General features: G+C 65.6%; 9 protein-coding genes and 3 tRNA genes. 4 read left to right on the top strand and 8 right to left on the bottom strand.

Translation table 11 applies throughout. The features are described 5' to 3' along the window. Positions 1-154 precede the first annotated feature (154 nt). Positions 155-228, bottom strand: a tRNA-Gly gene (locus tag A6A04_RS17180). An 87-nt stretch (positions 229-315) separates the two neighbouring features. Beyond that, positions 316-401 (bottom strand) — tRNA-Tyr (locus A6A04_RS17175). A gap of 115 nt (positions 402-516) precedes the next feature. Between A6A04_RS17175 and rlmB the strand changes: the two genes are divergently transcribed. Both rlmB and A6A04_RS17165 read left to right on the top strand, forming a co-directional pair. Beyond that, positions 517-1341, top strand: a complete 825-nt coding sequence (gene rlmB / locus A6A04_RS17170) for a 23S rRNA (guanosine(2251)-2'-O)-methyltransferase RlmB (RefSeq protein ID WP_068495061.1) — start codon at positions 517-519, stop codon at positions 1339-1341. Between the two features lie 12 nt (positions 1342-1353). Next, a tRNA-Thr gene (locus A6A04_RS17165) sits at positions 1354-1429 on the top strand. Between the two features lie 12 nt (positions 1430-1441). Here the strand turns inward: A6A04_RS17165 and A6A04_RS17160 are convergent. The 6 genes from A6A04_RS17160 to A6A04_RS17135 all read right to left on the bottom strand — a co-directional run bounded on the left by A6A04_RS17160 (position 1442) and on the right by A6A04_RS17135 (position 9646). Next, on the bottom strand, positions 1442-2749 hold the full coding sequence (locus tag A6A04_RS17160; protein ID WP_068495059.1) for a phenylacetate--CoA ligase family protein: 1308 nt from the start codon (positions 2747-2749) through the stop codon (positions 1442-1444). A 79-nt stretch (positions 2750-2828) separates the two neighbouring features. Further along, a complete protein-coding gene (locus tag A6A04_RS17155; protein ID WP_068495058.1) occupies positions 2829-4877 on the bottom strand; it encodes a CoA-binding protein in 2049 nt (682 codons plus the stop codon). A gap of 41 nt (positions 4878-4918) precedes the next feature. Continuing rightward, positions 4919-5842, bottom strand: a complete 924-nt coding sequence (locus tag A6A04_RS17150) for a DmsC/YnfH family molybdoenzyme membrane anchor subunit (protein WP_082915009.1) — start codon at positions 5840-5842, stop codon at positions 4919-4921. Beyond that, complete coding sequence (locus A6A04_RS17145) at positions 5839-6489, bottom strand: 4Fe-4S dicluster domain-containing protein (protein WP_068495056.1); 651 nt, start codon at positions 6487-6489, stop codon at positions 5839-5841. The genes A6A04_RS17150 and A6A04_RS17145 overlap by 4 nt, the downstream gene beginning before the upstream one ends. Beyond that, positions 6486-9239 (bottom strand): molybdopterin-dependent oxidoreductase, encoded by a 2754-nt coding sequence (locus A6A04_RS17140; RefSeq protein WP_068495054.1) that lies wholly within the window; start codon positions 9237-9239, stop codon positions 6486-6488. The genes A6A04_RS17145 and A6A04_RS17140 overlap by 4 nt, the downstream gene beginning before the upstream one ends. Next, positions 9236-9646, bottom strand: coding sequence for a thioesterase family protein (locus A6A04_RS17135; protein ID WP_068495051.1), 411 nt, complete (start codon positions 9644-9646; stop codon positions 9236-9238). The genes A6A04_RS17140 and A6A04_RS17135 overlap by 4 nt, the downstream gene beginning before the upstream one ends. 446 nt (positions 9647-10092) lie before the next feature. On the opposite strand from A6A04_RS17135, the gene A6A04_RS17130 reads away from it, so the two are divergent. Together A6A04_RS17130 and A6A04_RS17125 are read left to right on the top strand one after the other, a co-directional pair. Continuing rightward, entirely contained in the window at positions 10093-11514 is a 1422-nt protein-coding gene (locus tag A6A04_RS17130; protein ID WP_068495049.1) for a sensor histidine kinase, read from the top strand. 85 nt (positions 11515-11599) lie between these two features. Next, a complete protein-coding gene (locus A6A04_RS17125) occupies positions 11600-12301 on the top strand; it encodes a response regulator (RefSeq protein ID WP_068495047.1) in 702 nt (233 codons plus the stop codon). The last annotated feature ends 11 nt before the right edge of the window (positions 12302-12312 follow it).

Here is a 12312-nt window from a genome sequence, read left to right as displayed (position 1 = left end):
GTCTTGCCGTGGTCAACGTGACCAATGGTCCCGACGTTGCAGTGCGGCTTGTTGCGCTCGAATTTAGCCTTAGCCATTTTTCAACCCGTCTGATCGCGGCGGCTGCCGCCTTGGTTCATGCCATGCTTCCGGGGGTCACGACGGGCGGGAGATTTGGAGCGGGTGAGGGGAATCGAACCCCCGTCATCAGCTTGGAAGGCTGTTGCTCTACCATTGAGCTACACCCGCCAGATCGTCCCGCACGGTCGCACCGCCTGGCGCTCACCTTAAGAAGAAATCGTTCTTCCGCCACCCCGCCCCGAAAAGGGGGGATGATGGTGGAGGGGGGGGGATTCGAACCTCCGTAGACTTTCGTCGGCAGATTTACAGTCTGCTGCCATTAACCGCTCGGCCACCCCTCCACACCGTCATCCGACCATCGGCCGTGGCGACGGGAGGGCTGTACTTATGGGAATTTGGCGGAGCTTGTCAATCCGAAAAGAGAGGGCTAAACCCATCCCAGCACAAGGAGCCCCCATGAAGAAGCGTGACAGCCGAACCGACCCCCGTACTCCCAGGCGCGGCCCAGACCAGCGCGGCCCAGATCATCGTGGGCCGGGGCCACGTGGTGGTGGTGGCGGCGGCGGCGCCTCCTACTGGATCTACGGCACCCATGCCGCCCTGGCCGCCCTGGGCAATCCCGATCGCCGGATCAGGCGCATCCTGGCCACGGCGGAGGCCGCCAAGGGGCTGGAGGGCCGCCGCCTGCCCCTGGCCCTGGAACCGGCCGAGCGCGCCGAGATCGACCGCCTGCTGCCCGCCGGGTCTGTGCATCAGGGGATCGCCGTGCTGGTGGAGCCGCTGGAGTCCCTGGGCATCGAGGATGTGGGCCGCCTGGCCTCTGAACGTGCTGCCGCCGTGGTGGTGGTGCTGGATCAGGTCACCGATCCCCACAATGTGGGCGCCATCCTGCGCTCCGCCGCCGCCTTCGGCGCTCTGGCCGTGGTGGTGCCCGACCGCCATGCCCCGGAGGAGACCGGGGCGCTGGCCAAGGCGGCCTCGGGCGCGCTGGAGCGGATGCCGCTGGTCCGCGTCACCAATGTGGTACGCGCCCTGGAGGAGTTGAAGCAGGCGGGATTCTGGATCGCCGGACTGGACGCCGATGGGCCGAAGACCCTGGCCGAAGCGGCGCTGTCCGGCAAGGTGGTCATGGCCCTGGGGGCCGAAGGCGAAGGCCTGCGCCGCCTGACCCGCGAGCATTGCGATCATCTGGTGCGCCTGCCCATGACCGAGGCGGTGGAGAGCCTGAACGTCTCCAATGCCTGCGCCGTGGCGCTTTACGAACTGCGTCGGGGCGGCTAACTTTGCCCCCGCGCCGGTTTAGCTCAGATGGTAGAGCACCTGATTTGTAATCAGGGGGTCGCGGGTTCGAGCCCTGCAACCGGCACCAGTCCCATCCCCCCTACTCCGCCTGATGGCGGAGGTCGCGGACCCTGACCGCCTTGCCCTGGGAGCGCGGCAGTTCGCCGGGCAGGCGCACGATGACCTCGCAGGTGACGCCGATCAGCGACTTGATGTGGTGGCGAAGCTGCTGGGCGAGATGGACGCGGTTCTCCTCGCGCTCGGGCGCCGAGGATTCGGTCTCCACCGTCAGATGGTCCAGCGAGCCCTGGCGGGTCAGGGTCAGTTGGTACTGGGGCGCCACGCCGGGGAAGCCCACCAGCACCGCCTCGATCTGGCTGGGATAGACGTTGACGCCCCGGATGATCATCATGTCGTCGTTGCGACCGGTCACCCGCTGGATGCGCAGATGGGTGCGGCCGCAGGCGCAGACCTCGTCGGTCAGCCGGGTGATGTCGCGGGTGCGGTAGCGCACCATGGGCAGCGCCTGCTTGGTCAAGGTGGTGATGACCAGTTCGCCCTGTTCGCCCATGGGCAGCGGCTCCAGGGTGTCGGAATCCACCACCTCGAACAGGAAATGGTCCTCCCAGCCGTGCAGGCCGCAACGATGCTCGCATTCCGCCGCCACGCCCGGCCCCATGATCTCGGACAGGCCATAGGTGTCGTGGGCGCTGATGCCGAGTCGCCGGTCCAGTTCGGCCCGCATGGTCTCGCTCCACGGCTCGGCGCCGAACACGCCGATGGCCAGGGGCGAATCCGCCAGGTCCTGCCCGGTCTGGGCCGCCACCTCGGCGATGTTGAGCGCATAGGACGGCGTCGCCGCCAGCACCCTTGCCCCGAAATCGCGGATCAGGGTGATCTGCTTTTCGGTATTGCCGCCCGACATGGGCACCACCGAGCATTTCAGCCGCTCGGCGCCGTAATGGAAGCCCAACCCGCCGGTGAACAGGCCATAGCCATAGGCGTTGTGCACCACGTCGCCCGGCCGCGCGCCGAAGCCCACCAGGGAGCGCGCCATCAGATCGGCCCAGACATCCAGATCGGCCTCGGTATAGCCCACCACGGTGGGCTTGCCGGTGGTGCCCGAACTGGCATGGATGCGGACCACCTGTTCACGCGGCACCGCGAACAGGCCGAAGGGGTAGTTGTCGCGCAGGTCGGTCTTGACCATGAAGGGGAAGCGGGCCAGGTCCTCCAGATGGCGGATCTGGTCGGGCGCCACCCCCGCCGCGTCGAAGCTGCGGCGGTAATGGGGGATATGGGCATAGGCATGGGCCAGGGTTACACGCAGGCGCTCCAGTTGCAGCCGACGCAACGCCGAGCGCTCCAGCCGTTCCACCTCGGGCGCATACATGAAGTCCGCCGCCATTGTCCCTCTCCCCCCTCGACCTGACAGGGCCGGGATGGTGACGGCGAAGCGGCCTGGACGCAACCGGGAAAATTAAAACCTATGTCCTGGTCCGGATGGCCTCGGCCGCCAGCCGCGCCTCGGTATAGCGGGCCAGGGCGCGGACCGCGCGGGCGCAATTGCGGAAGATGCACACGCCCTGGTCCATCAGCCGCGCCGCCATGGCGTCGTAGAGCGGGCCGCCGTCGATGACGCCGATAATGGGCTTGGGCGTGCGCTCCACCAACGGCGGCATCAGATGCACGCTGCTCTTGGGGTTGTTGATGTCGATGCCGGGGCGCAGCTTGCTTTCCTCCAGCGCCATCACCGATGGCGCCGTGGGGTCCATGCCCACCACTACCGCGTCGATATGGGGATCCTGGGCGAAGGCCTCGACGATCTGGAGATGGCACTCGTCGTCGGCACCGGGATTGATGTCGATGGAGTTGCGGACCTCCACCAGGGCGTCCAGCTTCTTGGCCACCAGGATGTCCTTGACCTTGGCGACGGTGGCTTCGGTCAGCTCCCCCATCTCCAGGGCAAAAGTCTCGGTGACGGTGGAATCGGCCATGCCCACCGCCTCGAACCCGGCGCCCGAGATGCCGCCCAGCCGGTTGCCGGTGATCGCCTTGTGGTGCAGGGCGCCCGCCATGTAGAACAGGTCGTCGAAGGCGTCCAGGTCCTCGGCCACCATGGCGCCCGCCTGGCGCACCACCGATTCGAACAGGTCGAGCTCGCCCGCGATGGAAGCGGTATGGCCCATCACCCCGGCCTGCCCCGCCGGAGTCTTGCCCGATTTGTAGACCACCACCTGCTTGCCCAGGGTGACGGCGCGGCGCACCGCACGGGCGAAGTCGAGGCCGTCGCCGTCCTTGAAGCCCTCCACATAGACGCCGATGGTCTCGATCTCGGGCCGTTCGGCGAAATAGCTCAGCATGTCGCCGTGGGTCAGGTCGGTCTGGTTGCCCAGCGCCAGCATATAGGCCGGATCGAGCCAGGGATTGCGCGACAGCCGGGTGATCATGAAGGCGCCGCTTTGCGACAGCATCACCGAGTTGCGTTGCGGCTTCTTTTTCGGCTTGGGCAGGCGTTCCAGCGGAATGAACCAGGAATCATAGCCGCCCGCATGGGAGACCACGCCGAGGCAATTGGCCCCCAGGAACACCGGCCCGCCACCGGGATTGCCGTGGGCGGCGTTGATGCGCGCCGCCAGGGCGGCGGCCGGTTCGACGCTGGTCTTGGTCTCGCCCAATCCGCCGGGGATCAGCATCACCGACTCGACGGCGTCGGTGGCGATGATCTCGTCCACCAGGTCATAGACCGCGCCCGATGGCACCGCGACGATCAAAAGGTCGAGCTTGCCGTCCAAATCCTTCAAGCTGGGGACGCAGCGCACCCCGTCGATCTCGGTCTCCTCGGGGCGGATCACCAGCAGCTTTTCCTTGGCATAGCCGCTGCCCATCAGATTCTTCAGGATGATGCGGCCGAAATTCATGCCACTGGCCGAGACGCCGACGATACCGATGCGCGAGGGATGAATCAGCTTGTCGATCTTGGCGATGGGCCGGGCCAGTCGCCGGGGCGTCGGCGCGCGGTAGGAGCAGGCGACCTCGCCGCCGCCCAGGCTCTCCGCCGCCGCCAGATCAAGGGTCAGGCGCTCCAGGGTGACGCCGGGCGCCAGTTCCCGCTCGGCCACCAGCCGCCCCAGGGCGATCAGCCGCTCGAAACAGGCCAGCAGGGCGGCATCGGGGGCAGCGTGCCCGGCCCGGCGGGCCTTGGCCGCCAGACTCTGATAGGCGAAGGTGCGGCTGAATTGGGCCAGGAAGCCCCCGGCATCGGCCAGCGCCACCGAGGCATGGACCTCGGCGCGGTCGCGGCGGAAATTGCCCCGGGCCAGTTCGGCCTCGACGCCGCCCACCCCGGCGCTGATCACCACGCCGAATTCACGGGTATTCGCCAGGGCGAAGCGCAATTCCACCGCGCCCGCCCCGGCCGTGCCGCCCAGCCCCAGCGCCGCCCGCAAGCGTGCCGCGTCGGGCGCCTTGCCCTCGGCGGCGGCGGCACACAGGATCGCCCAGCCGTCAGCGGCCGGAGATGTCGCACTCCCCATTCCTGAACCCTCCTCCCTACGCCCGGTTTATCCCAGGTCGTTCAGTCCTTCTTCGTCTTGCGCCAGCCCGGCTTGAAGCCGGGGCCGGGCTCGCCCGATCCCCGCGCCGGGGCATGTTCGATGGAAAAGCCCTGGTTATGGGCCGCCTTGGTCACGATGGTGATCTTCATGGCCCAACCGCCGATCATGGCGGCCAGCCCGGCGGCGGGCAGCGCCGCCACCGCGATGTCGGGCTGCAAGCCGGCGCCGATCATCATGACGATGGGCATGACATTGCCGCCCAGGGTGAAGGGACCGGAAAAGGCGATCAGCACCGCCGCCGCCGCCACCGGAGCGCCGCCATCTACCATTTTGCGGCGATAGAACATCCACACGAAGATGCGCCCGGCAAGGGCCGCCATCAGCACGCCCCCCACCCATTCCGGGGCGGCGCCGGTCTCGAAGGCCAGCGGCGCCAGCAGCAGCAAGGCGCCCGCCCCTTCCACCAAGCCGGTGACCAGGATCAAGGGCAGGATCAGCGGCGAGCGCCAGGTGGGAATGCCCTTGGTGGCTTCCAGGATACGGGCCTGGCAGTAGAGATATCCGGCCGCCGGAGCCCAGACGATCTTCACCAGTTCGGGAAAGACCAGGGCGGCGGCGCCCAGGGGGAACAGGATACCGGCGGTGATGGCTTCACGGGTCATCCAGCTGCGCTTGCCGCCGAACAGCACGTTCATGGCGCGAAGCGGGCGACCGATTTCCAGGAAGACCGAGAACAGGCCCAGACCGACCAGCGCAAGACCGGCGACCAGCAACAGCTTGCTCTGGATGCCGTAATAGGCCCCGGCGGACACCAGGATCAGCAGCCCGGTGCCGGTGCCGCCGCCGATGAAATTGCCCGCCGCGCGCAAATCCCAGGCGGTCTGGAGCCAAGGGGACAAACCAAGATGCCGCATCTGCGGCTGGCCTTCAAAATCCTCGCTCACTCCTCGGTCTCCCACAAATAATGAATGTTGGGACCGGTTCCGAGTTCCTCGTGCATCCGAAACGACTTGTTCTTGTTCAGCAGCGTACTGACATTGCTGTCGGGGTCGTCCAGATCGCCGAAGGTCAGCGCCTTGGCAAGGCAGGCATTGACGCAGGCGGGGGTAGCCTCGGGATCGATTCCGGGCTTCAGCCCCTGGGCCAGCCCGGAATCGACACGGTCGACGCAGAAGGTGCACTTCTGCGCGACGCCGAGCAAGCGTTCATCGTAACGCTTGGTCTCGTTGGCCGTGGCCTGGTCCTTGAAAGCGAAGGTCGGCTTGGTGACCTTGTAGCGGGCCTGATAGGGACAGGCGAGGATGCAATAGCCGCAGCCGATGCAGATGTCGTAGTCGATCATCACCATGCCATCGGCCCGCTTGGTGGTGGCGGTGGTGGGACAGACATCGCGGCACGGCGGCTCGTCGCAATGCATGCAGCCCACCGGCACAAAGACCCGGCGCACATCGGGGAATTCGCCGATCTCCATGTCCAGCACCTTGCGGTACTGCACGCCCGGCGGCGTGTTGTTGGCGTGGCGGCAGGCGGTGGTGCAGGTCTGGCAGCCGACGCAGCGGCCCAGATCGGCGGTCATGGCCCATTTGGTCATGACGTCCTCCCTGCCACCTTGCGCACCGCCACCCGGGTCAGGTCGGCGGCCGAGCCGGTGGCGTCGGTCAGGGTCATGGACATGGCGGTCAGCTTGTTCATGCTGGGCACGTCGAAATCCTTGGCCACCGGCGTCGCCCAGTGGTCGAACTGCGACAACATCAGCAAGGTGTCGGGGCGGATGCCCTGGCTGAGCACGACGCGGCCCTGGACGCTTTTGCCGATGGGGGAGGAAACCTCGATACGGTCACCCTCCTCGACCCCCAGTTTCGCGGCGGCGGCGGGGTTCATCACCACGCCGTCATGGCCCTTCACATTGCCCGAGACCTCGCGCATCAGCGGGATGTGCATGTTGGAGCCCCAGGCGTATTGCATGCTCCGCGCCGTGACCACCCAGAACGGGAAGTCGGCGACCTTGGCCCCGCATTCGACCACATGGCTTTCCCAGATGCCGGGGAAGTCGTGCCAGTCGAACAGCGGCCGGTATTCCTCCAGCTGGCGATCCCACCAGGTGATCCCGGCCTCCTTCAGGCGATTGGCCAACTGGCGGCCGATGCGGGTCAGGCGCTCCTGATAGGGCAGTTCGTAGCGCAGCCCCTTTTCCACCAGGGCGGGGGTCAGGAACCAGTTGCTCACCGGGAAGGGGATGGTGCGGAAGCCGTTGGTCTTCCACCAGTCCAGCCCATGGGTCTCGGCGCCATCGGTCAGTTCGGCCGAGGCGGACCGGCACGAGGCGTCCCAGATCTCCTCGGCGCTATGGGCCTTGTCCACCGGCAGCGAGAAGTCCCAGTTGGGACCCTTCAGCGCTACACCGTGGGAGCCGCGATTGATGGCGGCGTTGTACTTCTCCAGCAGGCCGGTACGCGCCGCCAGATCGGTGGCGATATCGGTGAAGTCGCGGGAGTCGCCCCGGCCCTTGACCGAGGGTTGGCGCAGGGCGAAGCCCTGGCTGTCCCAATACTGTTCCTGGAACTTGGTGCCGCCGATGCGGATCAGCTGCAGGCCTTCCAGGTCGGTGCGGTCGGGCAGCAGGATATCGGCGAAGTGATTGGTCTCGTCGCGGGTGACGGCGAAGCAGACCACGAAGGGCATGCGCGACACCACGCTGGCCACCCGGTCGGTGTCCCAGAACGAGATCACCGGATTGGTGCGGTAGACCAGCAGGAATTCCGGGAAGGTGGCGCGGGGCAGCTTGTCCTGGGGCTCGTCCAGGAACATGTAGGAAAACTGGGTCGGCCCCAGGGCCGGGCTCCACGAGGAATTACCCACCAGCGGCACCAGGGTGGAATAGGCGTTGCGGATGGAGGGCTTGGCCTTCCAGGTCTCGCGGTCGGTGGGGTTGAAGGGATAGTCCATGAAGCCGTCGATAGTGGCCTCGAAGCTTTCCAGCCGGTTGGACACCGGCCGGTTGATGCGGATGGTGGTGCCGATGGTGCCGCCCGGCACTTCCAGCGCCCCCACCAGCACCGTCAGCATGGTCCTGGCCCAGCAGCATTCGGCGCCGCCCCAGCCGTTGTTGACGGTCTTGCCCAGGGTCACCGCCACCGGGCGATAGGGCATGGTCTTGCCCTCGATCTCGATGGTCTGGCCGACGCAGGCGGCGGCGATGAATTCATGCGCCACCTTGCGGATGCGGGCGGCGGGCACGTCACAGACCTTTTCCGCCCAGTCGGCGGTGTATTGGGCCATGTGCTCGGCGAATTTGGTGAAGGCGGTGACGCCTTCCACCCCGGTCTGGTCCCAGCGTTCCTCGTCGGCGCCCAGCTCGAAGGCGCTCGCGACGGGAAAGCGGCCCTCCAGGGCGGGCACCGCGCCGGGAGTGTCGTGGGGAACGGCTTGGCCGCTGGCCTCGTCCCACAGCAACGGTTTGCCGGTGGCGGGATCGCGCAGATAGAAGCCGTGCGGTCCCACCAGATAGGGACTGGAGGTGCGATCGCGCAGGAACGGCAGGTCGAGCCGGTCGCGCGGGCTCTCGAACACCATGACATTGAGCAGGGCGAACAGGAAGGCGGCGTCGGTCTTGGGCTTGATGGGCAGCCATTCCGAGGCGCAGGCGCCGGTGACCGACAGATGCGGTTCCACCTGTACCTTCTTCATGCCGCGTCCGCGCGCCTCGGCATGGCGGTAGACGCCGCAGACCCCGGCCGAGGCCTCGGAATTATTGCCGCAGGAAATGATGTAGTTGGTGCGCGGCGTATCGGGCGTGATGACATAGCCGCGATGCCAGAACTCGCCGTAGAGGTGCTCCGAGTGGTAGCACTTGACGCCCTGGCCCGAGCCGAAGCCGAAATCGATGGGGCCCCAGGCCGACAGGAAGGCGGTCAGCGAGCCCATATACTGGGTCGGCGTGCCCGCCCCGCCGAACGATGCCGCCACCTTGGGATAGCCCGCCTCGTCCAGCAGGCCCTCGGCGCGGATGGCATTCAGCTTGTCGGCGACGATGGTCATGGCCTCGTCCCACGAAATGGGGACGAAGCCGGGGTCCTGGTCCTTGCCCTTCCTCGGGTTGGTCCGCTTCATGGGCGTCAGGATGCGGTGCGGCGAATAGGCCTTCTGAATCAGCCCGAACGCTTTGACGCAGACCTTGCCCTCGGCGGGATGAACCCCCTTGGCCTTATGGTTGGGCTCCACCTCGGTGGCGATGCCATCCACCACCTTGACGGTCATGAGGTCGGGCCCGGCCACGCACTGATAACAGTAGGTCGGAACCCGTTCCACCACCCCGCCAGCCTTGGCCGGGGGCGGGCTCATTTCGCCGCCTTGACCTTCTCGGCCTTGGCCAGCAGGCGACCCTTGGTCTGCTCCAGACCGACCACGAAGCGCTTGTGTACGCCCTTGCCGATATTGTCCAGCGAGTCCTTGGCGGTGAAGGAGAAGGTGACCGACGGCCCCTTGACCTCTTCCACCGTCACCGTGATTTCCACCCACTGGCCCATCAGGGTGGGGGCCATGTGATCGACCTCGACCCGGGCGCCGACGGAATCCTCGCCCTCGTCCGAATGCTGCAGCAACAGCTCGCGGCAGGTGACTTCCATGTCATAGATCAGGGCGGGGGTGTTGTAGACCCGCACATCGTCGCCAAGGAAGCTGATGGTGCGCCCCTCATCGACGTCCCAGCGGCAGGTGTGGCTCAACCCCGCGACCAGCGAGCTTTTCATAGGTGTTCCTCCCGGATGATGGTGAAGCGGATTGGTCCGCCCCGATTTTCCTTTTTATATTACAGCAAGCGTCTAAGTGTCAAGTTTTCTGTATCACTAGCGTGCGCTGTGACGTCCACGCACCGCGCAAATCAACGATAATTCCCACAATTATAATGTCACAATATGACGTGCGAATATCGCCATGCCGCCTTGCAACATGAGAAAGAACACCCAGGAACAAGCCAAGGAATCCAAGATGCCTATTGAAGTAAATCAGTACTGTTTTGCTTATTTTGTGCGGGCGCCCGGCCCTGCCGATCGCGAGGCGCCGTTGTGATTCCAAGCCCGCCATGAGCGGCCCCACACACGGAAAGGCTATGGACCGGCAGACTCGACCCAACCAATATTGGCGTCCGGACGGAACGGGGATGCGTTCCGGCATCAGGCGCGGAGACTGAAGAGACATGCTCAAGCTCGACGTGGGCACCCTGGCCTTTTCGTCGGCGCTGGTATCCCTGGCCACCGCCGCCACCATCCTGGTCATCGGAGGCACACGGCGCCGCGATCTGCCATGGAGGTACTTTGCCGTGTCCGCGGCCCTTTACGGGATAGGGCTGCTGCTGATCATCTTTCACCCTCCGGGATGGCTGGTTCCGTTCGTCACGGGCGGCAACATCCTGGTCATGCTCTCCACTCTTGCCGCCCATGCCGGAGCCTGCGTCATCGCGCGGCGAAGCATCCCCGTCATGGTCTATGGCATTGCCACCCTGGGTCTGGCTGCCGGTTACTGGACGGCCTACAGGATTTATCCCTCCATCGACTCGCGTATCGTCCTGATTTCGCTGGCGCGCCTGCCATTCTTCGTCCACGGAGCCATCATCTTGCATGGCTGCTGGAGGGAACACCGATCACGCAGCACAGCACTGCTCGAGGCCTCCTTCATCGGCTGGATCGGACTCCTGGCCGTGCGCATCGGCGATGTGGCAATCCGCAAGAGCCATATCCCGCACTTCGTCAGCCTGGACGGCTTTCAGGCATTCTATTTCCTCTTGGCGCTTCCTTCCCTGGCGGCCCTGGGCATCGCGGTCCTGCTGATGGATGTGGAGCGGGAGGAGGACTTCCTGCTGGCCCGGATCAACTCCATGACCGAGGCCTTGCGCAGGGCCAAGGAGGCGGCCGAAGAGGCACTGGCCTCCAAGTCCCGGTTCCTGGCGGCCACCGGCCATGACCTGCGCCAGGCCGTCCACGCCCTGCGCCTTCTGCTGGCGGCCATGACCAGCGGAACCGCGGATCGCAGCCACGATCAGAAGGATGCCGAACTGTTTCTTCAGGAGATGGACGGCGTGATCAGCGGCATGACCGAACAGTTGAACGCGCTGCTGGAGTTGTCGCGACTGGAGGCCGGAGTGGTGGTCCCCGCCATTTCGGACTGCGCCATCCAGACCATTTTCCAACGGGTCGAGGGACAGTTCCGGCGGAGCGCCACCGCCGCCGATGTCGACCTTCGCTTCATGGCCTCCTCTTGCGTGGTACGAAGCGATCCGGCCCTGCTCTGCCGGATTCTCGGCAATCTGGTGGCCAATGGCATCCGGTTCGCCCCCGGCGGACGTGTCATCGTGGGATGCCGCCGCCAGACCGGCCATGTCCTGATCCAGGTCCATGACGACGGAATTGGCATTCCAGGGGAAAAGATGGATGAGATTTTCGAGGAATACCGGCAACTCGATAATCCGGCTAGGCAGCAGGTGAAAGGGCTTGGCCTCGGACTGGCGATCATCAAGCGGCTGGCGGGTCTGCTGGATCACGGAATTTCCGTCATCTCCACCCCCGGTGTCGGAACCATGTTCTCCGTCCGGATTCCAATATCGACGGATGTGGCGAATTGAGTCGAGACGCCGTTAGACGTTGCCGCCCCTACCATCGCATTGAACCCTCGGCATCACATCCGCCGCCATGAAAAACGGAGAGCAGATGGAAGAGACAGATGTGGGAGGGCAAATCCTGCGCTTCCGGAAGGAAGCCGGATTGAGCCAGCACGACGTTGCTGCCTTTCTGGGAGTGGGCCAGCGAACGGTGTCGCGCTGGGAGCGTGGCGTCGATCATCCCAGCACCGCGATCCTGTCCCGTTTGCAATCCCTTCTGGGAGGGGCGGAAGGAAACCCCTTGTCCCTGGCCTATGAAGCCGTGCGGCGGGCCGCGGTGCCCGTGGCTCTTATCGATGGCAAGGGAAAGGTACTGGTTGCATCGGCCAGCTTCGAGACCTCCGCCCGGGGCATGACGGAAACTTCACGCTCCGCCCTGCCGACGGTTCTGGTGGTCGAGGACGACGAGTCCATCCAAAGAGCAACCCGCGCGGTCCTGAAGCGGTGGTCATATTTGTGCGTCGAGGCGACAAAGGGGGAAGCGGCCATCGCCATGGTGGCCAAGCGGGAAGTCCGCCCCGACATCGCCATCATTGACTTCCTGTTGCCCGGAGGCATGGACGGTGTCGATACCGCGTCCTATCTGCGGCAGATCATCCCCGACCTTCCCGTGCTTCTGATCACGGGCGAAGCCACCCCTGAGCGAATGCGCAAGATTTCCGCCAGCGGCTTGCCGCTGATCACCAAACCCGTGGATATTGAAGGCATGAAACTGGCCCTGGAAGCCCTCGCCCCGAGATCGGCGCCTTAGACGGCGAAGGG

The organism is Paramagnetospirillum marisnigri (assembly GCF_001650715.1).
Taxonomy (GTDB): Bacteria; Pseudomonadota; Alphaproteobacteria; order Rhodospirillales; family Magnetospirillaceae; genus Phaeospirillum; species Phaeospirillum marisnigri.
This window is presented reverse-complemented; position numbering and strand designations above follow the sequence as displayed.